Source organism: Citrobacter sp. RHB25-C09 (assembly GCF_013836145.1).
Taxonomy (GTDB): Bacteria; Pseudomonadota; Gammaproteobacteria; order Enterobacterales; family Enterobacteriaceae; genus Citrobacter_A.
This window is the reverse complement of record NZ_CP057483.1, coordinates 158,381-181,698: the sequence shown is the minus strand read 5'-3', so window position 1 is coordinate 181,698 and position 23,318 is coordinate 158,381. Positions and strand designations below refer to the sequence as shown.

The following is a 23,318-nucleotide window of genomic DNA, read 5'->3' as shown; positions in this document are numbered from 1 at the left end:
CAACAGAGGTTGACTATGGCAAGCTCAACAAATGCAGCAAAACGCTGGTGGTACATCATGCCAATCGTGTTTATCACGTACAGCCTGGCGTATCTTGACCGCGCAAACTTCAGCTTCGCTTCCGCTGCGGGGATAAATGAAGATCTCGGTATCACCAAAGGGATCTCCTCCCTGCTGGGCGCTCTGTTCTTCCTGGGCTATTTCTTCTTTCAGATCCCCGGCGCGGTTTATGCCGAACGCCGTAGCGTACGCAAACTGATTTTTATCTGCCTGATTTTGTGGGGCGGGTGCGCCTCGCTGACCGGGATGGTGAGTAATATTCCTGCTCTGGCCGCCATTCGCTTCATCCTGGGCGTGGTAGAAGCGGCCGTTATGCCAGCGATGCTGATTTACATCAGTAACTGGTTTACGAAATCGGAGCGCTCACGTGCTAATACCTTCCTGATCCTCGGTAATCCGGTGACGGTGCTGTGGATGTCGGTCGTTTCCGGCTACCTGATTCAGGCACTCGGCTGGCGTGAAATGTTTATCATCGAAGGGGTTCCCGCCATCCTGTGGGCATTCTTATGGTGGGCGCTGGTGAGAGATAAACCGGCGCAGGTCGGCTGGCTTTCTGACGCAGAAAAATCTGCGCTGCAAACGCAACTGGAGCAAGAACAGCAGGGCATTAAAGCCGTTCGCAACTATGGTGACGCCTTCCGCTCGCGTAACGTGATCCTGCTGTGCATGCAATATTTCACCTGGAGCATTGGCGTTTACGGCTTCGTGCTGTGGCTGCCTTCTATCATTCGCGACGGCGGAGCGAACCTCGGCATGGTCGAAGTAGGCTGGCTCTCCTCCGTGCCGTATCTGGCTGCTACGGTCGCGATGATCGTCGCGTCCTGGGCTTCCGATAAATTACAGAACCGTAAGCTATTCGTCTGGCCATTGCTGCTGATCGCTGCATGTGCTTTTATCGGTTCCTGGGCGGTTGGCGCGAACAACTTCTGGGCCTCGTATATCCTGTTGGTGATTGCCGGTGCAGCAATGTACGCGCCGTATGGCCCGTTCTTCGCGATCATCCCGGAAATGCTGCCGCGCAACGTCGCGGGCGGTGCGATGGCATTAATCAACAGTATGGGCGCGCTGGGTTCGTTTCTCGGCTCGTGGTTCGTGGGTTATCTTAACGGTGCCACCGGCAGCCCATCCGCCTCGTATATCTTTATGGGTGTGGCGCTTTTCGCCTCAGTAGGGCTAACCTTGATCGTTAAGCCGGCGAATAATCAGCAGTTACCGGTTGGCGCACGCCACGCGTAAATTTTAACTCACGGAGAGTCGTATGAAGCCGTCCATTATTCTCTATAAAGCGTTACCTGACGATTTACTACAGCGCCTGGAAGCCCATTTCAGCGTGACGAAGGTGCCAAACCTGCACCCGGAAACGGTTGAACAACACGCACAGGCTTTTGCCAGTGCGGAGGGTCTGCTGGGCTCCACTCAAACCGTCGATACCGCCCTGCTGGAAAAGATGCCGAAGCTGCGCGCCACATCGACGATCTCCGTGGGTTATGACAATTTCGATGTGGATGCGCTGAATGCGCGCAATATTTTGCTGATGCACACGCCAACGGTGCTGACGGAAACCGTTGCCGATACGGTGATGACGCTGGTGCTGTCGACCGCAAGGCGCGTGGTGGAAGTGGCTGAACGCGTGAAGGTCGGCGAATGGACCCAAAACATCGGTCCTGACTGGTTTGGCACCGATGTTCACCACAAAACGATGGGCATTGTCGGTATGGGACGCATTGGCCTTGCGCTGGCACAGCGAGCCCACTTTGGTTTTAACATGCCCATCCTCTATAACGCCCGTCGCCACCATCAGGAAGCCGAGGAGCGCTTTAATGCTCGCTATTGCGACCTCGACACGCTGTTACAGGAAGCGGATTTTGTCTGCCTGATCCTGCCGCTAACGGAAGAGACACACCATCTGTTTGGCGCCACACAGTTTGCCAAAATGAAGTCCTCTGCCATTTTCATCAATGCCGGGCGAGGTCCGGTGGTCGATGAAAATGCGCTGATTGCTGCGCTACAAAACGGTGAGATTCATGCCGCGGGCCTGGATGTGTTTGAGCAGGAGCCGCTGCCGATTGACTCACCGTTACTGTCAATGACGAACGTCGTTGCGGTGCCGCATATTGGGTCCGCAACCCATGAAACTCGCTATAACATGGCGGCTTGCGCGGTGGATAATCTGATTGATGCATTACAAGGGAAGGTAGAGAAGAACTGCGTGAATCCGCAGGTGGCGAGCTAATACAAAAACAAAATGCCGGATGCCGCCAGGGCCATCCGGCATATCATCATTACTGAATGGCGTTTACTGCCGCCGTCCAGGCCTGATTAAACGCCTGGTGCTGCGAGGCCAGAGGCCCAATCAGTGTGTTGTACTGACTTGCCTGCTGTGACGTCGGGAACTGAATGCCGTTAGCGACAAAGCTCACCTGCGTCCCTTGCTGCGCGACAAAATCGCCCACCTGCACGAGCTGCTGGGTGAAGATTTGTGCGGCAGGAATCAGCGGTTGCAGCGCCTCTGCTGGCGTTGTCACCACTTTCTTGTAGACCTGATCAAAGACCGGCTTCAAATCCTCTGCCTGCTTAAGCGCGCCATGCGCTGAATCAGCCTGCAATTTCGCATTCTGCAACTGCTGCCCCAGCACGCCAAGAGAACCGTTCAAATCTCGCAGCGCGCCGCGCTGAGTCATATAGTCTTGTGGCACGCGAATGGCATTTACGCTATCAACGACCGGACGCAACGCTGCATCCATCGCCTGGTTCACCTGCTGTGAGTAGGCATACAGAACCGCATAGTCCGAAACAAACGGACCAAATGTTTTTTTCTGATCGGCGGTTAATGTAGGAAGACGTTCGCCGCTACGCATCACCGTATTCTGCAGAAAATCGATAAACGCTTTCCGCTGATCGCCTTCTTTATCAAAACACCCACTCAGGCTAACTACCATTAATAACGCCGCAAGAGGCGCAAACCAGCGAGAGCAGGACTTACCTGTCGCCATTTTAATACTCCTTTCACCCAAAAATGCGCACAACGACACATGCGTGTCTGACGCTGACAAGGATAGTCCAGGTCAGGCTTGCAGGATACCCCATCGACGTAATCTTGTAGTGGAAATTCACGCGATTAACCGACAATAGCCATATTTTCGTAATCTTTACAAATGTCCCTCATACTTTTGATATCTCGCTCGTTATCAAATCGTTAGCAGGCTAAAAATCGACTGTGTTTCCTGCTGAAACGCGCCAGGTCTATGTTCTTGCCACGTTATGCTCCTCCGAACCGCTTTTTTACGACTATTCTTAAGTGGCTTCGATGAAATTCACGATCCCGCTGTGTGATTTATTAGGAGTTCTCAATGGAATATAAAGATCCAATGTTTGAGCTGCTAAGCAGCCTGGAACAAATTGTTTTTAAAGATGAATTACCAAAAAACACCCTGATGCAAAAGCCGAATCCCTTCACCGAATTCGAACAGTTACGACGGGGAACCGGGCTTAAGACAGCTGATTTCGCCAGAGCATTAGGTGTAACAGTCGCTACGGTGCAGGAATGGGAATCCAAAAGGATTAAGCCTTCCAGTACCGAGTTGAAGCTGATGCGCCTGATACAGGCTAACCCTGCATTGAGTAAGCAGTTAATGGATTAGTTTTTGCTATTTTTTTCTGTCCGTACGGTCCTGGTGCAGGACCGTTTTCCACAAACTAAAACACATTGGTGGAAAATTTAAGTTGCATCACCCGGCGGAACATGAGTTAATGCGTGTCAACGGTTTGACGTACAGACCATTAAAGCAGTTTAGTAAGGTAGTCCCTTCAAGAGTTATCATTGATACCCCTCGTAGTGAGCATTTCCTTAACGCTTAAAAAATCTGTAAAGCACGCCATATCGCCGAAAGGCACACTTATTTTTTAAAAGGTAATACACTATGTCCGGTAAAATGACTGGTATCGTAAAATGGTTCAACGCTGACAAAGGCTTCGGCTTCATCACTCCTGACGATGGCTCTAAAGACGTGTTCGTACACTTCTCTGCTATCCAGAACGAAGGCTACAAATCCCTGGACGAAGGTCAGAAAGTTTCCTTCACCATCGAAAGCGGCGCTAAAGGCCCGGCAGCTGGCAACGTAACCAGCCTGTAAGCTTAACAAGCTCAGAATTCAAGATCCCTGCCAAACGGCGGGGATTTTTTTTATCCTTTTCCCGCCTTTGCATTACTTTACCTGCCCACCCTTTGACCTTCCCCTTAGGGAAAGCTTTATAGTGATATCCTTGTTATTCACATGGAATTGAAGCTATGTCTAAACTTCCCTTCGTTTTCGCGTTAGGTTTACTTACCAGCAGTACCGCTTTTGCTGCATCTTCTGAAGCCACTTTTCTTGCGGACCACGGTCTTGCCGGTAAAACCGTTGAGCAGATGGTGAATACCATTGATCAAACGCCACAGGCTCGCCCGTTGCCTTTTTCCGCTTCTATCACCAGCACTGAGCTGAAACTGTCTTCCGAGGGGCAAACATACGCTCTGCCGCTGGGCGATAAGTTCTATCTCTCCTTTGCCCCTTATGAACGTCAAACGCACCCGTGTTTTAACCACAGCCTTTCCGGCTGCCAGGGCGAAATGCCCAATACCACGTTCAACGTCAAAGTCACCGACCAGAAAGGGGATGTGCTGATTCAGAAGCCGATCAAAAGCTACCAGAACGGATTTGTGGGCGTATGGCTGCCGCGCAATATCGAAGGGACGATAGAAGTGAGTTACAACGGCAAAACGGCGTCACATGCAATCGCGACGAGAAATGACAGCCAGACCTGCCTGACGGAATTACAGCTCCAGTAATCGATTTGTGAATAATGCCCGATGGCGCTGCGCTTATCGGGCCTACAAAGGTCGATATAAAAAAACCTGCCCGGAGGCAGGTTTTTTATGATTAGCGCTTCGCTTATTGCAGTAGCGAAATATCCGCAACGCGCAGGAACAGCTCACGCAGTTTTTCAAGCATCGTCAGGCGGTTTACACGTAGTTCTTTGTCGTCCACGTTAACCATGACTTTCTCGAAGAAGGCATCGACCGGTTCACGCAGTTCCGCCAGCTCCACCAGCGCTTCCTGGTAACGACCATCGGCGAAGTACGGCTCGAGCTTGTCGCGTAGTACTACCACCTGCATGGCCAGAGCGATCTCTTCCGGCTCTTTCAGGGTCGAGGCGTTCACACGATCGTTCAGCGTTTCGTCAGACTTCGCCAGGATGTTGGAGACGCGTTTGTTCGCCGCTGCCAGCGCAGAGGCGGCTTCCAGAGAGCGGAAGTGGGAAACGGCCTTCATACGGGCATCGAAGTCTGCCGGACGAGTCGGACGACGCGCCAGCACTGCCTGGATGATGTCGACGGTGTAGCCTTCGTCCTGATACCAGGCACGGAAGCGACCAAGCATAAAGTCGATCACATCATCCACAACGTTGGCATTAGTCAGCTTGTCGCCGTACAGACGCACCGCTTCTTCCGTCAGGGTTTGCAGATCGAGGTTCAGGTTCTTCTCAACGATGATACGCAGCACGCCCAGCGCAGCACGACGCAGCGCAAACGGGTCTTTGTCACCTTTCGGATGCTGACCAATACCGAAGATACCCGCCAGGGTGTCCATCTTGTCAGCAATGGCCAGCGCGCAGGCAATCGGGTTAGACGGCAGGGAGTCACCCGCAAAACGCGGCTGATACTGTTCATTCAGGGCAACCGCCACATCTTCCGCTTCACCATCGTGTCGCGCGTAGTGCATCCCCATCACGCCCTGGGTGTCGGTGAACTCAAAGACCATGTTGGTCATCAGGTCACACTTAGACAACAGGCCCGCGCGGGTTGCGTGGTTAACATCCGCCCCAATCTGACCGGCAATCCAGCCTGCCAGTGCCTGTATGCGATCGGTCTTGTCGCGCAGGGTACCCAACTGCTGCTGGAACAGCACGGTTTGCAGACGCGGCAGATGATCTTCCAGACGTTTTTTGCGGTCGGTGTTGAAGAAGAATTCGGCATCCGCCAGACGCGGACGAACCACTTTCTCGTTACCAGAGATAATCTGGCTCGGATCTTTCGATTCGATGTTCGCGACGAAGATGAAGTTCGGCAGCAGTTTGCCGTCGTTAGCGTAAACCGGGAAGTACTTCTGGTCGCCTTTCATGGTGTAAACCAGCGCTTCGGAAGGCACCGCGAGGAATTTTTCTTCGAACTTCGCGGTCAGCACAACCGGCCATTCCACCAGCGAGGTCACTTCTTCCAGCAGGCTTTCGCTCAGGTCGGCGTTACCGCCAATCTTACGCGCCGCTTCTTCGGCATCTGCTTTGATTTTAGCTTTACGCTGCTCATAGTCAGCAATGACTTTGCCGCGCTCAAGCAGAATTTGTGGATACTGATCCGCATTGTCGATGGTAAATTCCGGCTCGCCCATAAAGCGGTGGCCACGAATCACGCGATCGGACTGGATGCCGAGGATAGTCGCCGGAATCACTTTATCGCCCAGCAGCAGAGTCACGGTATGCACCGGACGCACGAAGTGGACGTCAGACGCGCCCCAGCGCATCAGTTTCGGGATCGGCAGTTTTGCCAGGGACGTGGCGATCATGTTCGGCAGCAGCGCTTCAGCGCTTTCGCCTTTCACATGGGCACGATACAGCAACCACTCGCCTTTATCGGTGGTCAGACGCTCGGCCTGGTCAACGGTGATCCCGCAACCCCGCGCCCAGCCTTCTGCCGCTTTGCTCGGTTTGCCTTCAGCATCAAATGCCTGAGCAATCGCCGGACCACGTTTTTCAACTTCGCGATCGGGCTGGGATTCAGCAAGATTCGCCACTTTCAGCGCCAGGCGGCGTGGAGCAGCAAACCATTCAACATTGCCGTGTGCGATGCCAGCGTTATCCAGCTCCGCAGTCACGTTCGCAGCAAAGGACTCCGCCAGGCTGCGCAGGGCTTTTGGTGGCAGCTCTTCAGTGCCGATTTCCACCAGGAAAGTTTTCTCAGACATGGCCGCCTCTTATTTGTCTTTATTGCACATCGGGAAGCCGAGGGCTTCACGGGAAGCATAGTAAGCTTCTGCCACTGCTTTGGTCAGAGTGCGAATACGCAGAATGTAGCGCTGACGCTCGGTGACAGAGATGGCTTTACGCGCATCCAGCAGGTTGAAGCTGTGGGCGGCCTTCAGAATACGCTCGTAGGCAGGCAGCGGCAGCGGATTTTCCAGCGCCAGCAACTGCTGTGCTTCTTTCTCGTACTGCTCGAAGCAGGTGAACAGGAAATCCACATCGGCATATTCGAAGTTATAAGTGGATTGCTCCACTTCGTTTTGATGGAACACGTCGCCGTAAGTGGTTTTACCCAGCGGGCCGTCGCTCCAGACCAGGTCGTAAACGCTGTCTACGCCCTGAATGTACATAGCCAGACGTTCCAGACCATAGGTGATCTCACCGGTGATCGGTTTACATTCCAGACCGCCAACCTGCTGGAAGTAAGTAAATTGCGTCACTTCCATACCATTCAGCCACACTTCCCAACCCAGACCCCAGGCACCCAGCGTTGGGTTTTCCCAGTTATCTTCCACGAAGCGAATATCGTGAATGGTCGGATCCATACCCAGCTCTTTCAGCGACCCAAGGTACAGCTCCTGAATGTTGTCCGGTGAAGGCTTAATGACCACCTGGAACTGATAGTAGTGCTGTAAACGGTTCGGGTTTTCGCCATAGCGTCCATCGGTAGGACGACGAGAAGGTTGCACATACGCGGTTGCCATGGGTTCTGGCCCCAACGCACGCAGGCTGGTCATCGGGTGTGAGGTGCCTGCGCCTACTTCCATGTCCAAAGGTTGAACAATGGTGCAGCCCTGACGAGCCCAGTAATCCTGTAATGTCAGGATCAGGCCCTGGAAGGTCTTGGTATCAAACTTTTGCATAGTATTTCGTGCTGGATACGTGTGGTTTTAAAAGGAAGGGTTCAGTATACCCGCTGACTGCAAGATATACAGTACGAAACGGGAAAAAGGCAGGGCTTAACGCATGGAAAGATGTAAAAACTGCCCATCCGCGTCAAAAGAGCAGACAAAACTCTCTTTACGGAAGGTAAAGCCGCGCATCTCGTAGCTTCCCTGAAATTGTTCAAACCCCAGTACGTCAATTTCCTGTGTATCTGTGTTGTAACGTCGGGCCACCTCCGTTTTACACAACGCCTCCATATTTAGCGTCTGCGTTGGAGTCACCTTTACCTGTTGCGCTTTTTGAACGGGCGGTTGCTCGGTTGAGCACCCGGCCAAAAGGAAAATGACCATCGCCGGAAAGAGCCTCTTCATCATGACTTAATTACCGCCTTGTTTGCCGATCGGACTTATTATTATTAAGGTATATACACGTCATCCTTCGCGTTGCCTCTTTGTTGGCTACACTCAGAAACCCCTGTCATAGAGTTATCTATGCTCCAGAGGATTTCTTCCCTTGAAGCAGCTCGATTGATTATGTGTATAAGTCAGATGCATTTTGCGAATCCCCTCAACCATCACAAGCTTTAGCGCAAAAAATCGGATTTTTCCAACGGGATACCTTAACAAAAATTCCGCCGTCCCTGATTCAACACGCAAACAGAGGAACTGATGCAGCCCAAAATTTTCTGGATTGATAATCTGCGAGGGATCGCGTGTTTAATGGTCGTGATGATTCATACCACCACCTGGTACATCACCAATGCGCAGAGCGTCACGCCGTTCAACTGGGATCTGGCTAACGTACTGAATTCAGCGTCACGCGTTAGCGTACCGTTGTTTTTTATGATTTCAGGGTATCTCTTTTTTGGTGAACGCAGCGCGCAGCCACGTCACTTTGTGCGCATTGCGCTCTGCCTGTTGTTCTACAGCGCCATCGCCCTGATTTACATCACCTTATTCACCTCAATCAACGCCGAGCTCTCCTTAAAAAATCTGCTGCAAAAACCGGTGTTCTATCACCTGTGGTTTTTCTTTGCGATTGCGGTGGTCTACCTGGTTTCGCCGTTGATTCAGGTGAAAAACGTCAGCGGTAAAATGTTGCTCATACTGATGGTCATTCTCGGTATTGTCGCCAACCCGAATACCGTTTCGCAAAAGATCGGCGGTTTTGAGTGGTTACCAATCAATTTGTATATCAGCGGCGACACCTTTTACTACATTCTGTACGGGATCCTGGGGCGTGCTATCGGCGCATTCGAAACGCAAAAACGTGCGCTTTCCGGGGTTTGTGCCATCGTTTTTATTGCCGGGGTTGCGATCATTTCACGCGGAACGCTCCATGAACTGGAGTGGCGCGGCAATTTTGCCGACACCTGGTATCTGTACTGCGGGCCGATGGTTTTTATCTGCGCTATCGCGCTGCTGACGCTGGTCAAAAACACCCTCAATACCTCAACCGTGCCCGGGCTTGGACTGATCTCCCGCCACTCGCTGGGCATTTACGGTTTTCACGCACTGATTATCCATGCCTTACGCACCAGCGGGCTTGAGATAAAAAGCTGGCCGCCGTTAGATATGCTGTGGATTTTTAGCGCGACGCTGGCAGGCAGTTTGCTTCTTTCTATACTGTTGCAGCGTATAGATACGCGCCGACTGGTGAGTTGAACCAGCAAACGGGTAGAAAAGCCAACTGAATTCAGTGTGGCACTACCCCTTATCAGGAAAACGCCGTCGTAGACGTCGAAGCAGATAACAAGCCAGACACCATAACATTAGCGTTCTACCCTTTCAGGCGATGAACAGGCGCTTTGCGAACACATTGCAACGCGCACCTGTCCCAGTAAACCGACGAAGAGTGCCGCCGGGTAAAGCACCTTTTCAGGATATGTCAGGGGGGCATTGACGACGCCGACGAACAATAACCCAAGGGTGATGAGCGCCACGAGTTTGCAGACCAGGACAAAGCGTTCATCCGGCGACCCGCGTTTTTCTTCTCGCAAATAAACGTATGTGACAAACATGGCGGTCATTAATACGCCAAGAAAATAGCCTTTTCCGCTTAACAACGGGCATGCCCGCCACAAGCCAATAACGTAAACCAGCGTGCCTGAAATGAGTAACAGCCAAGAAATAAACGTTGCGCCTTTCATTGGGATCTCCTTATCCAATAAATGCAGATTAGGGATAACCCGTCAAAGACCACAATGGAAAATGACTTCTTCGGAAAAATTAGGAATTAATTCATGCAATTAATTTATGAATTAGGTTTTAACATACAACGAGAAAATCCCTCCTGTAGCAGGAGGGATTCAGCTTAAGACATCAGCGGAAGGAGTTGCTGATAGAGACGACGGAAAGTCTCGCGCCGTTGTTGATACTTCGCATAGTGCTCTGGGTTTGGCTCGTGTGTTTGTTCCAGCGGAAGCTGAGGTAGCAGTTCCGTCAGCGGTCGTTCCGGGTTCATGGCGATCTGTGCCAGTCGGGCCGCTCCCAGAGCCGGGCCGACGTCACCACCGGTACGGTAATCAAGCTGTAATCCGCTGATATCTGCCAGCATCTGCCGCCAGTATGCGCTACGTGCGCCGCCGCCAATCAGCGTAATGCTGCGTGGTTGTACGCCACAGGCATGCACCACATCCATTCCGTCAGCCAGCGCATAGCCTACGCCTTCCAGCACCGCTCGCGCCAGCTCAGCAGGACCGTGCTGATGAGTCAGGCCAAAGAAAACACCTTTCGCCTGCGGGTTATTATGCGGTGTGCGTTCCCCGGAGAGATACGGCAAGAACCAGACAGGGTCGGCACTCTCATCGGCCTGTTGCGCCGCATCGATCAGAGCAGGCACCGTCTCCAGTCCGGTTAACTTCGCTGCCCAGTCCAGACACGACGCCGCGCTAAGCATCACCGACATCAGGTGCCACCGATCAGGTAACGCGTGACAAAAACTGTGTACCGCGCTTTCTGGCTTGCTCAGGAACCCCTCGCTAACGGCAAAATAGACGCCTGATGTTCCCAGCGAGAGCATTGCCTGATCGGCATCGACCATTCCTACGCCGACCGCACCCGCCGCGTTATCACCCCCACCGGCAACAACGGAAACCGCAGGCATACCCCACGCCCTCGCCACTTCTGGCAGTAGCGTTCCGGTAATTTCAGTACCTTCGAAAAGCGCGGGCATATGCTCGCGAGTCAGGCCACAGGCCTTCAGCATCACGTCGCTCCAGTCGCGCTTTTCCACATCCAGCCACATGGTACCCGCCGCATCAGACATATCGCTGGCGAACTCTCCGGTCATGCGCAACCGCAGATAGTCTTTTGGCAGCAGCACTTTTGCGACCTGACGGAAAATATCCGGTTCATGACGCTGAACCCACAGCAGTTTCGGTGCAGTAAAACCGGGCATCATCAGATTGCCGGTGATAGCGCGAGACCGGGGCACCTGTGCCTCCAGCAGCGCACACTCTTCACCACAGCGCCCGTCATTCCACAAAATTGCCGGGCGAAGCACATGCTGATTGCTGTCGAGTAGCGTGGCGCCGTGCATCTGTCCGGCAATACCCAGGGCTTTCACGCCGTTCAGTGAGTGCTGCTTGCCCAACGCTTTCAGCGCGCGATCCGTTGCCTGCCACCACTGTTCAGGGTCCTGTTCCGACCACAGCGGATGAGGACGGGAGACGGTCAGTTTTTCCGTTTGCGACGCGACAACCTCACCCTGCTCATTGAGCAAAATGGCTTTTACGCCCGAGGTGCCAAGATCGATCCCGATATACATTGCGGTGACTCCTTTAACAGAAATGCCCGGTGGCGCTAAGCTTACCGGGCCTACGAACGCTTTCAGTCAGTCATTACTTGTCGAACAGATAATGATTCACCAGGTTTTCCAGGCGCTCCTGATGACCACTCTGATGCACCGGCGCCAGGTTATGCTGTTCAGCATAGTGCGACAGTTCGCTTAACGACATCTGCCCTTTCAGGATCTGCTGACCCAGCTCGCTGTTCCAACCGGCATAGCGCTTCGCAACGCGTTTATCCAGTTCGCCATCTTCGATCATGCGCGCAGCAATTTTCAGTGACAGCGCCATGGTATCCATTGCGCCAATATGGCCGTAGAACAGATCGTATTTATCCGTGCTCTGACGACGGACTTTGGCATCAAAGTTCAGACCACCCGTGGTGAAACCGCCCGCTTTCAGGATTTCGTACATCACCAGCGCATTCTCTTCCACGCTATTCGGGAACTGGTCGGTATCCCAGCCCAACTGCGCATCACCACGGTTGGCATCCACGGAACCGAACAGCCCCAGCGCAATCGCCGTCGCGATTTCATGATGGAAAGAATGGCCCGCCAGCGTTGCGTGGTTCGCTTCGATATTCAGTTTGATCTCTTTTTCCAGACCAAACTGTTTCAGGAAGCCGTAGACAGTGGAAGCATCGTAATCATACTGGTGCTTGGTTGGCTCCTGCGGTTTTGGTTCGATCAGCAGCGTGCCCTGGAACCCGGTTTTGTGTTTGTGCTCTACGACCATCTGCATGAAGCGGCCAATCTGCTCACGTTCCTGACGCAGGTCGGTGTTCAGCAAGGTTTCATAGCCTTCACGACCACCCCACAGCACGTAGTTTTCACCGCCCAGCTTGTGCGTGGCGTCCATCGCGGTGACAACCTGAGTTGCCGCCCAGCTGAACACCTCTGGATCCGGGTTAGTCGCTGCGCCTGCGCCGTAGCGCGGGTTAGTGAAGCAGTTTGCGGTGCCCCAGAGCAGCTTCACGCCGCTTTCTTCTTGCTTCGCAGCCAGCACGTCAACCATCTGCGCGAAGTTGTTTTTGTACTCTTTCAGCGACGCACCTTCCGGAGATACGTCGATGTCATGGAAGCAGTAATAAGGAACATTCAGCTTGTGGAAAAACTCGAACGCGACGTCCGCTTTGCGTTTTGCCAGTGCAATGGCTTCACCCGGCTGCTGCCATGGGCGATCAAACGCGCCAACGCCAAACATATCCGCACCGTTCCAGCAGAAGGTGTGCCAGTAGCAGGCAGCAAAGCGCAAATGATCTTCCATGCGTTTGCCCAGTACAACTTCGTCCGGATTGTAATGACGGAATGCTAATGGATTAGTGGTTTTGGTGCCTTCATAACGAACGCGATCGAGTTGGTCAAAATATGCCTGCATAATAAACTCCGTAATCAGATAATACAGCGAGTAATTGCGATGGCTTAATACTGGAATTTCCTGATTTAGAGCTCAATTACGTTATTTCATTCCGCCATTAAGAGAATACCCAAATGTGCGCTGGCTCCCAAAAAAACAACCAAAATGACCAAATAAAAAGGCGATCGCGATCGAAGGTTCAGGAATAAACAAAAAACCGTAACTGAAGGATAAGAAATGACAATTGTCTTCTCGGTTCTGGTATGGTGAATTTCGCAAGACGTCAACGCAAGTGATAGTATCGACCTGCCCATGTTCACATTTTTCAGGATATGTTCTTATGTTTGATAAACGTCACCGTATAACCCTGTTATTTAATGCGAATAAAGCTTATGACCGCCAGGTTGTAGAAGGCGTGGGTGAATATTTACAAGCGTCACAATCTGAATGGGATATATTCATAGAAGAAGACTTTCGCGCCCGAATTGATAACATCAAAGAGTGGTTGGGCGACGGCGTTATTGCTGATTATGACGATGATGAAATCGCACAATTATTAGTCGATGTCGACGTTCCCATTGTTGGCGTAGGCGGTTCTTATCATCTTGCTGAAAATTATCCCCCCGTCCATTACATTGCCACCGATAACCATGCGCTGGTCGAGAGCGCCTTCCTGCATCTGAAAGAAAAAGGGATTAACCGTTTTGCCTTCTACGGCCTGCCGGCGTCAAGCGGGAAACGGTGGGCAATGGAACGTGAACATGCGTTTCGCCAGTTGGTGTCAGAGGAAAAATATCGTGGCGTGGTGTATCAGGGTGTGGAGACGGCACCTGAACTCTGGCAGCACGCGCAAAACCGGCTGGCAGACTGGTTGCAAACGCTGCCACCACAAACGGGGATCATTGCCGTGACCGATGCCCGCGCCCGCCATGTTCTTCAGGTTTGCGAACATTTGCATATCCCCGTCCCTGAGAAGCTCTGCGTGATTGGTATTGATAACGAAGAACTCACACGTTATCTGTCGCGAGTTGCACTGTCATCCGTGGCGCAGGGTGCGCGGCAGATGGGCTATCAGGCGGCGAAACTGTTGCACCGATTACTGGCGGAGGAGGAGATGCCGCTACAACGCATTCTGGTGCCACCGGTACGCGTGGTTGAACGTCGCTCTACGGACTACCGCTCACTGACCGATCCTGCTGTTATCCAGGCCATGCACTTTATCCGCAACCATGCATGCAAAGGCATTAAGGTTGATCAGGTGCTGGATGCGGTAGGGATTTCACGATCCAATCTCGAGAAACGCTTTAAGGAGGAAGTAGGAGAGACCATCCACGCGGTGATCCACGCTGAAAAGCTGGAAAAAGCCCGCAGTTTGCTGATATCTACGACGCTGTCGATCAACGAAATCTCGCAGATGTGCGGCTACCCTTCGCTTCAGTATTTCTATTCTGTATTCAAAAAAGAGTACGACTCGACGCCGAAAGAGTATCGCGATGTGAACAGTGAAGTGTTGGTGTGAGGAGGTTTGTTTGCCTGATGGTGCTACGCTAATCAGGCCTACGGGATTGTGCAGGCCGGATTAGCATAGTGCATTACATATGCGCTGCGATTAAGCGCTGGTTATCCTGATACATCGCGAACAGATAATTGTTGTAGCTCTGTCCCTTGGTGGAATAACCCTTCAGCTTATGGATCATCGCCGTCGCTGTCACTTCCTGGTCCGCTTTACGCAGCTGCGCGCGCGATTTACGGAAAGAGGCATAGGCCGGGTGCGTGTTCAGGTTGATGACATACGCACTGACTGATTCTTTGACCGAACCAAACTGCGAGTAGCCTTTCACTTTGCCCGGCGCATTACTACAACGTCCTTTCGTACATTTCATGCCGAACAGATTGTTGTTACTGCGCGCAAGCTTAGAGGTACCCCAGCCGCTTTCTGCCGCCGCCATGGTGGCGACCATACTGGTCGGAATAATATCAACGCGTTCCAGCAGCTTATTCCACGGAATATTTTTCGTGTTGCCAGACCACTTCACCTTGTAGCGTTTGGCGATGTCTTGCATACGCGCACGCTCAGACGGTGACCACTTGCTCTGGTACTGCTTAGAGATCAGCCAGTTACGGTCGGCGGTAATCGCTGCATTTTGACTGGTAATATAAGGCATAACCGTCCGGAGAAACGCTTTTTTCCTTGGTGTTCCGGAAGGGTATTTTCGCAAATCAGGAAGTGAACTACTCTTTGCACTATTGCGAGAATACTCTTGTTTACTGCTTACCTTGATACTACTTGTCTTGTTTTCGTGGGACTTCTGACTCGCTGTTGTTGTGTGCGTCTTTGCCAGCACCTCACCCGAAAATACCACGGTGAGTAACATAAGAATCATTGCCCCATATCGTCGCATGGGAGTCAATATCATTAGGTCTCCTGGTCGGATTTACTCATTCCAACACCTTATATTTTTCACAATTTTGAGAGCGGAATCTCAAATCATATCAAAAATAGCGTTCAAGAGCACCTCAAGAAATAGTCCAAATCCGAAACCATGTCACGCTTAAATCATTCCGAAAGTGACTAATTCGAAAAAAATGTGCAGGTTATCGCAAATTTTGGCTACTTTTTGCGCAGGATCGCTCATCCATACGCCTCATCCTGTCAGGTTGCAATTGAGGGATGAGTTTTCAGCAGAGGTTCTCAGGCACACTGGTTATTATCGCCGCAATAAGGATCGCACAATGAAACTTGCCGCCTCTGTCCTGGCATTTCTGCCGGGTATCGCGATTGCCTCATCATGGAATGCTCAAGGCTTCCCTCCTTTTACCGCAGAGGGAACCGGTCAATTTACCAGCCATGCAGCGCTGACGAAGGGTACCCGACCTTTAACGTTAAATTTTGACCAACAGTGCTGGCAGCCGGCGAATGCGATAAAACTCAACCAGATGCTTTCGCTGAAGCCATGCGAAGGGGCATCGCCACAATGGCGACTGTTTAAAGACGGCGATTACACGCTGACTATCGATAAACGTTCCGGCACGCCGACATTAATGATTACCGTGCCGCGCGAAGCCGCACCGGTGGCAGCGGCGATCCGCCAGTGTCCGAAGTGGGACGGCTCGCCGGTAACGGTAGAGGTCGCACAATCCTTTCCGGAAGGCAGCGTGGTTCGTGATTTTTACAGCATGCAAACCGCCACAGTGAAAAACGGTAAAATTACGCTGCGGCCTGCGCCAGCCAGTAACGGCCTGCTACTGCTGGAAAGCGCTGGGACAAGTGCTGCAGCACCGTTCGACTGGCATAACGCCACGGTTTATTTTGTTTTGACTGATCGGTTTGAAAACGGCGACCCGACAAATGATCAGAGTTATGGTCGCCATAAAGACGGCATGGAAGAAATCGGCACCTTCCATGGCGGTGACTTGCGCGGCCTGACCAGCAAACTGGACTACCTTCAGCAATTGGGTGTGAATGCCCTGTGGATCAGCGCGCCGTTTGAGCAGATTCACGGCTGGGTCGGCGGCGGCACAAAAGGTGACTTTCCGCATTATGCCTATCACGGTTATTACACTCAGGACTGGACCCGACTGGATGCCAATATGGGCAGCGAAGCGGATCTGAAAGCCCTGGTTGACGGAGCACACCAGCGCGGAATACGCATCCTCTTTGATGTGGTGATGAACCATACCGGCTACGCCACCCTTGCCGACATGCAGGAATTCAACTTTGGCGCGTTGTATCTCTCAGATGATGAGCTGAAAAAAACGCTCGGCGAGCGTTGGACGGACTGGAAACCTGCAGCCGGGCAAAGCTGGCATAGCTTTAATGATTACATTAACTTCAGTGATAAAGCCGCCTGGGAAAAATGGTGGGGCAAAGCGTGGATCCGCACTGACATTGGTGACTACGACAACCCCGGCTTTGATGATTTGACCATGTCGCTGGCCTTCTTGCCGGATCTCAAAACCGAATCGACCACGCCTTCCGGCCTGCCGGTGTTTTATCAGAACAAAGCGGATACAAAGGCTAAAGCCATTGATGGTTACACCCCGCGCGACTATCTAACCCACTGGCTGAGCCAATGGGTTCGCGAATACGGCATTGATGGCTTCCGGGTGGATACCGCGAAACACGTCGAACTCCCGGCGTGGCAGCAACTGAAAACCCAGGCCAGCGCCGCCCTGGCAGAATGGAAGAAGGCCAACCCGGATCGCGCACTCGACGATAAGCCGTTCTGGATGACCGGTGAAGCCTGGGGCCACGGCGTGATGCAGAGCGATTACTACCGCCACGGCTTCGATGCAATGATCAATTTCGACTATCAGGAACAGGCAGCAAAAGCGGTCGATTGCCTGGCGGAGATGGATATCACCTGGCAGCAAATGGCGGAAAAACTGCAGCAATTTAATGTGCTGAGCTATCTCTCTTCCCATGATACGCGTTTGTTCCGCGAAGGCGGCGACAACGCGGCGGAGCTGCTGCTGTTAGCCCCCGGGGCAGTACAACTTTTCTATGGCGACGAGTCCTCTCGTCCCTTCGGCCCCACGGGTTCAGACCCGTTACAGGGCACGCGCTCGTCAATGAACTGGCAGGATATCAATGGCAAATTCGCTAACAATGTTGCGCACTGGCAGCGGCTCGGGCAGTTCAGAGCGCGTCACCCCGCCATCGGTGCCGGTAAGCAGACGACACTCACTCTGCAGCAAGGTTATGGTTTTGTTCGCCAGCATGGAGAGGACACTATCATGGTGATCTGGGCCGGTAAGCCTGAATAGAACGCAATATAAAACACCACCCAACGATAAATATGCAGAGTAAAGTGGATGATTACTGCGATTAGCTCGATTTGCACCCTGTCAGTGCAAGCGTTAAGGTAGTGCTCTTTTCTACTGCGTTTGACAGACCATCCGTTATGACATTTTCACAATTTGGCGATAAATTTACCCGCCATTCAGGCATTACCCGCCTGATGGAGGACCTCAACGACGGCTTACGCACTCCCGGCGCAATCATGCTTGGCGGTGGTAACCCGGCGAAAATCCCGGCCATGCAGGATTACTTCCATACCCTGCTCGCGGATATGCTGGAAAGCGGCAAAGCCACTGATGCGCTTTGCAATTATGACGGTCCTCAGGGGAAAACCGAGCTACTGAGCGTGCTCGCTTCGCTACTGCGTGAGAATCTGGGTTGGGACATTGAGCCACAGAATATTGCACTGACAAACGGCAGCCAGAGTGCGTTTTTCTACTTGTTCAATCTCTTTGCCGGACGCCGTGCCGATGGGAGCAGCAAGAAAGTCCTGTTTCCTCTCGCGCCGGAATATATTGGCTATGCGGATTCCGGGCTGGAAGAAGATCTTTTTGTATCAGCCCGCCCGAATATTGAACTGCTGCCAGAAGGCCAGTTCAAATATCATGTCGACTTTGAACATCTGCACATTGGTGAAGAGACGGGGATGATCTGTGTTTCCCGTCCGACTAACCCGACGGGTAACGTCATTACTGATGAAGAGTTGATGAAGCTCGACCAGCTTGCCAACCAGCATGGTATTCCGCTGGTGATAGATAACGCTTACGGCGTGCCCTTCCCCGGCATCATCTTTAGCGAAGCGCGTCCGCTGTGGAACCCTAACATTGTACTGTGCATGAGCCTGTCCAAGCTGGGGCTGCCCGGTTCACGCTGCGGTATTATCATTGCCAGTGAAAAAATCATCACCGCTATCGCCAACATGAACGGCATTATTAGCCTTGCCCCCGGCGGCATTGGCCCGGCGATGATGTGTGAAATGATTAAACGTAATGACTTGTTGCGCCTGTCCGAAACGGTAATTAAACCGTTCTACTACCAGCGCGTTCAGGAGACAATTGCGATCATTCGCCGCTACCTGCCGGAAAATCGTTGCTTAATTCATAAGCCTGAAGGGGCGATTTTTCTTTGGTTATGGTTCCAGGATCTGCCCATCACCACCGAACTGCTGTATCAGCGTCTGAAAGCGCGTGGCGTGCTGATGGTGCCAGGACACTATTTTTTCCCAGGGTTAGATAAACCCTGGCCGCACACGCATCAATGTATGCGCATGAACTATGTTCCCGATCCGGAAAAAATTGAAGCTGGGGTGAAGATCCTGGCGGAAGAAGTGGAACGCGCGTGGAGTGAAGCAAACCGCTGATTTTACGGCCCGATGTGAGGAAAAATCGCATCGGGCGTCACGTTATTTTCGGCATCCAGATAAGCCTGTTGGTTCGATACCATCGCCTTGCGTCCTTGCTTAAAGTTTAGAGAGAGGTGAAAGCCGTACTGATGCGCCTTTCACAGTTTAGCTGTGCGAGCTGTTCCTTGCTGACGCAGTTTAATGCCCCCGTTGGGCAGGACTCAACACAGGCGGGTCCTGTTTCACGGTGCCAACAGAGATCGCATTTAATCGCCTGGACGCGTGAAGGTTCCGCAACAACGTTCATGGCACCGAATGGGCAGGACAACATGCAGCTTTTACATCCAATGCAGCGGGATTGTTCGACGAAAATATGCCCACGTTCGCGACGAATAGCTTGCGTAGGGCAGACATTCGCGCAGGGGGCATCTTCACACTGATGGCAGGCCACGGCGGTCGTCAATGAACCTGCTTTGATGACCCGGATGCGAGAAACAAACGCTTCCGCTGACACCGACGCGCAGTCCTGATTTTCCTGATGTGAGACGACACATGCGACTTCGCAGGTACGACAGCCAATACACTTCGCCGCATCCGCCATAATAAACCGATTCATTGATCCCTCCGCGCGCCGTAAAACGACAGAGTGCCAGAGAGCACGCCGCTTCTGCTTTGATCAAACAGGGGAAACGGTGGAGATTTGTCAGATGCCCGAAGCGCTTTGGGAATACGCCTGATTTTTCACCCGATCCTCATCTTATCGGGACGCTAAAAAAAAACCCTGGACCTTAACGTTCAGGGGCTAAACCGTAGACGACATCACGCTACGGAATAATCCGGCACTGGCTGCTATCTATATTTGATAGTCTGTTTCATCCACCACCCTAAATAATGGCTGGATGTGATCCAGTGCTAGTATGTATCCGCTTCCTTTGACGCTGACGATGGAGTTCCGGGGCAAGCCAAGCATATACAATTTATTATTCAGGTTTCTTATCATCGTTGACAGACGCTGTGTGGAAGAACTGAGTTCATTTTTTTCCCAGACGTTGACGAGTAACTCATCCTTTGAAACATAATGGGTGCGGGCATTCAGCAAGAGATAAACGAAAAGACGAAGCATCGTGTCATTAAAAAACACGCCACAAAAAGCAATCACGCTCTCCATTTTATTAACCGGAAGTCTGAATATCCGCGCGTCGTGTATATCGAGAAATATTTCGCGGCCAATCATAAATCCGTATAACTGGTATTGCTTCATTTAAATACTCTTGTTTATTAAACCAGCGATAATGACATACCCACTTCCTTGTTTTTATTGCCATTCGCAAGTTTAAGAAGATTGAATTAAAATACAATAGTCACCCGAGGAGATCTTTTTCTTCCATCCTTATACCGTTAATAGACCGAGTCACTAAAGGATTACTATATTCACAGAATTATCGCTTCTAAAAACAAATTAACAGCCACATTCTCCAGTTTCGTCTGATTAATCAATCTGGCAAGTTTATTGACCGTATTTAACATAAATTGCAGTGTTTAATGCTTTTTGCATGGCATAACGGAGCCTTTATGAGTTGATATGCTCCTTGCAGTACCGACGTTTCCAGACTGCAGGCGTTAATCCGGTATGTTTACGGAAGATCTGCCGAAAATAGCCCACATCGTTAAATCCGCACAGCTCCGCCACCTCTTTTAGCGAGCGTGCGTCGCTAATCAGTAATTTCTCCGCCTCGCGAACCCGCTGCCGTTGAATGGCTTCGGTCAACGTCAGATGAAATACCCGTCGATAAACGCGCCCCAGATAATCGCCATTACAGTGTAATTCTCTGGCGAGGGTGGCGGTCGCGATAGGTCGATGATACTGCGTGCGGATCAACTGCTGCGCTTTCCATGCCAGGGACTCACCCGCATCTTCAACGCTTTCATTCTGCCGGGGATTCAACGTAATCTGTTGTAATATCAGTAGAACAATAAACTCCAGGGCCGGGCTACGCTGGAGTTTCTCTTGTTCAATCATGAACTGGCGAAAAAGCGCGATCAGCGCCTGGGGATCCGCGACACGCGTGTGCTGAGGCACAGAGAGATGCGTCAGCCAACTTGGATCGTTCTCCGGAGCTTTCACCTCAAAATGCAGCCAGTAAAACCGCAGATCGGCAGGAAAATCCTCCTCGCCGATATGTCGACGCTGTGGCCAAAGCAGCAAACTTTCACCCGCCTCCACGGTAAAAATCTTTTCTTCTTCCCGGATCGTTAGCCGTCCTTTTTCCACAAAAATAATTTCCCATGACGCCAGCGTCCTGGCTGGATGGCGTCCTATTCCACGGGAAATAAATAATCCCCCGTTTTGTACTTTAATCGGAAGCGTCATGGATAATTCAAGCATAGATATGTAATTTCCCGTCTACATCGCCGACAAATAAACGTTTACTATTTGATTATTAACTAAAAACAACAACGTCACCCGATCTAATTCACACTTTTAAGCACAGGTCGGAATCGTCCTCTTTTTTTACTCTTTTGTTGGCTTGTTGATGTTCTACTTCCAGGCAAAATGAGTCAGGTCATTAGTCACACAAAAATAATCACTGACTGAAACCTCTTTTAGCGAGGAACCTCTATGACCTCTACATCGATTACTACCACCGGACTTACTCAGAACAACGTCAACGAGACGCTCTCTGTACGCGAGAAAATAGGCTACGGGCTGGGCGATGCCGGCGGTACCGTCATCACCTGCCTGATCATGAACTTTCTCACCTTTTTCTACACCGACGTGTTCGGGCTGACGCCAGCGTTAGTCGGCACGCTGTTTATCGCGCTGCGGGTGTTTGACGCCATTTCCGACCCGGTGATGGGCATCATTGCCGACCGCACGCAAAGCCGCTGGGGACGTTTTCGCCCCTGGCAGTTATGGATTGCCCTTCCGATCGGTATTATCGGCGTGCTGACCTTTACCGTGCCGGATGCCAGTATGAGCGTCAAAATTGCCTGGGCGTTCGGCACCTATCTGTTGCTCTCTGTCGGTTATACCGCCATCAACGTGCCCTACTGCGCACTCATCAATACCATGACCACGCGGCACAATGAGGTGATCTCCTGTCAATCCTGGCGCTTTGTTCTCTGCGGCGTGGCGGGGTTCCTCGTCTCCGTCGGCTTGCCGTGGATGGTCGAGGTCTTTGGCCAGGGCGATGCGGCGCAGGGCTATCAATGGGGCGTCGGCGTTCTCTGTGCTGTCGCGGTGGCTATGTTCCTGTGCTGCTTTTTCTGGGTACGCGAGCGCGTTCCACTGGCGATGATGGGGAAATTTACCCTGCGGGAGCACCTTTCCGGACTGCGTAAAAACGATCAGCTTCTGCTGATGCTGCTGATGTCCTTCCTGCTCATCAACGTATTTAACATACGTGGCGGCGGGTATATGTATTTCATTACCTACGTGCTGAAAGGCAGTACCGCCTATACGTCGCTGTTTTTCACGATGGTCACATTTGCGTCAATTATCGGTTCGGTAATCGTCAACCCTATGACCCGGCGAATCGATACCGTCAAACTGTATTACTACACTAACCTGGTACTGGCGGCACTGGCCGTCGCGATGTGGTTTCTCCCCACCGGGCCGGCGTATCAGACGCTGTGGCTGGCGGTTATCCTCGGCAACGGCATCATTCTCGGCTTCACGCTACCGCTGCACTTCGCACTGATGGCCTTTGCCGACGATTACGGCGAGTGGAAAACGCGCGTGCGCTCTTCCGGGATGAACTTCGCTTTCAACCTTTTCTTCATCAAACTGGCCTGGGCCTCCAGCGCCGGAATCATCAGTCTGCTGTTTATTTTTGTCGCTTATCAGCCAGGTGCGGAAAATCAGACGGCCAGTTCGCTCGGCGGTATTACCGCCATGGAAACGCTGCTTCCCGCCCTGTTTCATCTGCTGCTGGCGCTGTCTATTCGCGTCTGCAAGCTTAACAATCCAATGATGTCGCGCATTGCGACCGATCTGCGCCAGCGTCATGTTCAATCATAAGGAGCAC

21 protein-coding genes are annotated in these 23,318 nt (G+C 52.0%); 10 read left to right on the top strand and 11 right to left on the bottom strand.

Annotation, left to right across the window (positions count from 1 at the left end; translation table 11 throughout):
- The first annotated feature begins 15 nt into the window (after positions 1–15).
- Positions 16–1,296 (top strand): MFS transporter, encoded by a 1,281-nt coding sequence (locus HVY19_RS00810; RefSeq protein WP_181682552.1) that lies wholly within the window; start codon positions 16–18, stop codon positions 1,294–1,296.
- Between the two features lie 22 nt (positions 1,297–1,318).
- A complete protein-coding gene (gene ghrB, locus HVY19_RS00805; protein WP_181682551.1) occupies positions 1,319–2,293 on the top strand; it encodes a glyoxylate/hydroxypyruvate reductase GhrB in 975 nt (324 codons plus the stop codon).
- Between the two features lie 49 nt (positions 2,294–2,342).
- On the opposite strand, the gene HVY19_RS00800 is transcribed toward ghrB, so the two are convergent.
- Entirely contained in the window at positions 2,343–3,053 is a 711-nt protein-coding gene (locus HVY19_RS00800) for a DUF3053 domain-containing protein (protein ID WP_181682550.1), read from the bottom strand.
- A 357-nt stretch (positions 3,054–3,410) separates the two neighbouring features.
- On the opposite strand from HVY19_RS00800, the gene HVY19_RS00795 reads away from it, so the two are divergent.
- From HVY19_RS00795 to cueP, 3 genes are all read left to right on the top strand, one after another.
- Complete coding sequence (locus HVY19_RS00795; protein ID WP_181682549.1) at positions 3,411–3,701, top strand: HTH-type transcriptional regulator; 291 nt, start codon at positions 3,411–3,413, stop codon at positions 3,699–3,701.
- Between the two features lie 279 nt (positions 3,702–3,980).
- Positions 3,981–4,193 (top strand): RNA chaperone/antiterminator CspA, encoded by a 213-nt coding sequence (cspA, locus tag HVY19_RS00790; RefSeq protein ID WP_004126446.1) that lies wholly within the window; start codon positions 3,981–3,983, stop codon positions 4,191–4,193.
- A gap of 155 nt (positions 4,194–4,348) precedes the next feature.
- Complete coding sequence (gene cueP / locus HVY19_RS00785) at positions 4,349–4,888, top strand: copper-binding periplasmic metallochaperone CueP (protein ID WP_181682548.1); 540 nt, start codon at positions 4,349–4,351, stop codon at positions 4,886–4,888.
- Between the two features lie 103 nt (positions 4,889–4,991).
- On the opposite strand, the gene glyS is transcribed toward cueP, so the two are convergent.
- The 3 genes from glyS to HVY19_RS00770 form a co-directional block, all read right to left on the bottom strand.
- Complete coding sequence (glyS, locus tag HVY19_RS00780; RefSeq protein WP_181682547.1) at positions 4,992–7,061, bottom strand: glycine--tRNA ligase subunit beta; 2,070 nt, start codon at positions 7,059–7,061, stop codon at positions 4,992–4,994.
- 9 nt (positions 7,062–7,070) lie between these two features.
- Entirely contained in the window at positions 7,071–7,982 is a 912-nt protein-coding gene (glyQ, locus tag HVY19_RS00775; RefSeq protein ID WP_102603165.1) for a glycine--tRNA ligase subunit alpha, read from the bottom strand.
- A gap of 96 nt (positions 7,983–8,078) precedes the next feature.
- On the bottom strand, positions 8,079–8,375 hold the full coding sequence (locus HVY19_RS00770) for a YsaB family lipoprotein (RefSeq protein ID WP_181684191.1): 297 nt from the start codon (positions 8,373–8,375) through the stop codon (positions 8,079–8,081).
- A gap of 297 nt (positions 8,376–8,672) precedes the next feature.
- Between HVY19_RS00770 and HVY19_RS00765 the strand changes: the two genes are divergently transcribed.
- Positions 8,673–9,668 (top strand): acyltransferase, encoded by a 996-nt coding sequence (locus HVY19_RS00765; protein WP_181682546.1) that lies wholly within the window; start codon positions 8,673–8,675, stop codon positions 9,666–9,668.
- Between the two features lie 107 nt (positions 9,669–9,775).
- On the opposite strand, the gene yiaB is transcribed toward HVY19_RS00765, so the two are convergent.
- The 3 genes from yiaB to xylA form a co-directional block, all read right to left on the bottom strand.
- Positions 9,776–10,153: an inner membrane protein YiaB gene (yiaB, locus tag HVY19_RS00760; protein WP_181682545.1), complete on the bottom strand. Its 378-nt coding sequence runs from the start codon at positions 10,151–10,153 to the stop codon at positions 9,776–9,778.
- A 164-nt stretch (positions 10,154–10,317) separates the two neighbouring features.
- Complete coding sequence (gene xylB, locus HVY19_RS00755) at positions 10,318–11,772, bottom strand: xylulokinase (RefSeq protein WP_181682544.1); 1,455 nt, start codon at positions 11,770–11,772, stop codon at positions 10,318–10,320.
- A gap of 73 nt (positions 11,773–11,845) precedes the next feature.
- A complete protein-coding gene (gene xylA / locus HVY19_RS00750) occupies positions 11,846–13,168 on the bottom strand; it encodes a xylose isomerase (RefSeq protein ID WP_181682543.1) in 1,323 nt (440 codons plus the stop codon).
- A gap of 319 nt (positions 13,169–13,487) precedes the next feature.
- On the opposite strand from xylA, the gene xylR reads away from it, so the two are divergent.
- A complete protein-coding gene (gene xylR, locus HVY19_RS00745; protein WP_181682542.1) occupies positions 13,488–14,666 on the top strand; it encodes a D-xylose utilization transcriptional activator XylR in 1,179 nt (392 codons plus the stop codon).
- Positions 14,667–14,739: 73 nt separating this feature from the next.
- On the opposite strand, the gene HVY19_RS00740 is transcribed toward xylR, so the two are convergent.
- Positions 14,740–15,564: a protein bax gene (locus tag HVY19_RS00740; protein ID WP_181682541.1), complete on the bottom strand. Its 825-nt coding sequence runs from the start codon at positions 15,562–15,564 to the stop codon at positions 14,740–14,742.
- A 316-nt stretch (positions 15,565–15,880) separates the two neighbouring features.
- On the opposite strand from HVY19_RS00740, the gene malS reads away from it, so the two are divergent.
- The gene (gene malS, locus HVY19_RS00735; RefSeq protein ID WP_181682540.1) at positions 15,881–17,914 is read left to right on the top strand and encodes an alpha-amylase; all 2,034 of its coding nucleotides are present in this window, start codon (positions 15,881–15,883) and stop codon (positions 17,912–17,914) included.
- Positions 17,915–18,051: 137 nt separating this feature from the next.
- Positions 18,052–19,308: a valine--pyruvate transaminase gene (gene avtA, locus HVY19_RS00730; RefSeq protein WP_181682539.1), complete on the top strand. Its 1,257-nt coding sequence runs from the start codon at positions 18,052–18,054 to the stop codon at positions 19,306–19,308.
- A gap of 106 nt (positions 19,309–19,414) precedes the next feature.
- On the opposite strand, the gene HVY19_RS00725 is transcribed toward avtA, so the two are convergent.
- The 3 genes from HVY19_RS00725 to HVY19_RS00715 form a co-directional block, all read right to left on the bottom strand.
- Positions 19,415–19,906, bottom strand: a complete 492-nt coding sequence (locus tag HVY19_RS00725) for a 4Fe-4S dicluster domain-containing protein (RefSeq protein WP_181682538.1) — start codon at positions 19,904–19,906, stop codon at positions 19,415–19,417.
- 237 nt (positions 19,907–20,143) lie between these two features.
- Entirely contained in the window at positions 20,144–20,551 is a 408-nt protein-coding gene (locus tag HVY19_RS00720; protein ID WP_181682537.1) for a helix-turn-helix domain-containing protein, read from the bottom strand.
- Positions 20,552–20,860: 309 nt separating this feature from the next.
- Positions 20,861–21,676, bottom strand: coding sequence for an AraC family transcriptional regulator (locus tag HVY19_RS00715; RefSeq protein ID WP_181682536.1), 816 nt, complete (start codon positions 21,674–21,676; stop codon positions 20,861–20,863).
- A gap of 234 nt (positions 21,677–21,910) precedes the next feature.
- On the opposite strand from HVY19_RS00715, the gene HVY19_RS00710 reads away from it, so the two are divergent.
- Positions 21,911–23,311, top strand: a complete 1,401-nt coding sequence (locus tag HVY19_RS00710; protein WP_181682535.1) for an MFS transporter — start codon at positions 21,911–21,913, stop codon at positions 23,309–23,311.
- Positions 23,312–23,318: the final 7 nt, after the last annotated feature.

Bases quoted from the DNA above. Each gene is read 5' to 3' on its own strand.
- HVY19_RS00810 (WP_181682552.1), top strand. From the start codon at position 16: ATGGCAAGCTCAACAAATGCAGCAAAACGCTGGTGGTACATCATGCCA.
- ghrB (WP_181682551.1), top strand. From the start codon at position 1,319: ATGAAGCCGTCCATTATTCTCTATAAAGCGTTACCTGACGATTTACTA.
- HVY19_RS00800 (WP_181682550.1), bottom strand. From the start codon at position 3,053: ATGGCGACAGGTAAGTCCTGCTCTCGCTGGTTTGCGCCTCTTGCGGCG.
- HVY19_RS00795 (WP_181682549.1), top strand. From the start codon at position 3,411: ATGGAATATAAAGATCCAATGTTTGAGCTGCTAAGCAGCCTGGAACAA.
- cspA (WP_004126446.1), top strand. From the start codon at position 3,981: ATGTCCGGTAAAATGACTGGTATCGTAAAATGGTTCAACGCTGACAAA.
- cueP (WP_181682548.1), top strand. From the start codon at position 4,349: ATGTCTAAACTTCCCTTCGTTTTCGCGTTAGGTTTACTTACCAGCAGT.
- glyS (WP_181682547.1), bottom strand. From the start codon at position 7,061: ATGTCTGAGAAAACTTTCCTGGTGGAAATCGGCACTGAAGAGCTGCCA.
- glyQ (WP_102603165.1), bottom strand. From the start codon at position 7,982: ATGCAAAAGTTTGATACCAAGACCTTCCAGGGCCTGATCCTGACATTA.
- HVY19_RS00770 (WP_181684191.1), bottom strand. From the start codon at position 8,375: ATGAAGAGGCTCTTTCCGGCGATGGTCATTTTCCTTTTGGCCGGGTGC.
- HVY19_RS00765 (WP_181682546.1), top strand. From the start codon at position 8,673: ATGCAGCCCAAAATTTTCTGGATTGATAATCTGCGAGGGATCGCGTGT.
- yiaB (WP_181682545.1), bottom strand. From the start codon at position 10,153: ATGAAAGGCGCAACGTTTATTTCTTGGCTGTTACTCATTTCAGGCACG.
- xylB (WP_181682544.1), bottom strand. From the start codon at position 11,772: ATGTATATCGGGATCGATCTTGGCACCTCGGGCGTAAAAGCCATTTTG.
- xylA (WP_181682543.1), bottom strand. From the start codon at position 13,168: ATGCAGGCATATTTTGACCAACTCGATCGCGTTCGTTATGAAGGCACC.
- xylR (WP_181682542.1), top strand. From the start codon at position 13,488: ATGTTTGATAAACGTCACCGTATAACCCTGTTATTTAATGCGAATAAA.
- HVY19_RS00740 (WP_181682541.1), bottom strand. From the start codon at position 15,564: ATGATATTGACTCCCATGCGACGATATGGGGCAATGATTCTTATGTTA.
- malS (WP_181682540.1), top strand. From the start codon at position 15,881: ATGAAACTTGCCGCCTCTGTCCTGGCATTTCTGCCGGGTATCGCGATT.
- avtA (WP_181682539.1), top strand. From the start codon at position 18,052: ATGACATTTTCACAATTTGGCGATAAATTTACCCGCCATTCAGGCATT.
- HVY19_RS00725 (WP_181682538.1), bottom strand. From the start codon at position 19,906: ATGAATCGGTTTATTATGGCGGATGCGGCGAAGTGTATTGGCTGTCGT.
- HVY19_RS00720 (WP_181682537.1), bottom strand. From the start codon at position 20,551: ATGAAGCAATACCAGTTATACGGATTTATGATTGGCCGCGAAATATTT.
- HVY19_RS00715 (WP_181682536.1), bottom strand. From the start codon at position 21,676: ATGCTTGAATTATCCATGACGCTTCCGATTAAAGTACAAAACGGGGGA.
- HVY19_RS00710 (WP_181682535.1), top strand. From the start codon at position 21,911: ATGACCTCTACATCGATTACTACCACCGGACTTACTCAGAACAACGTC.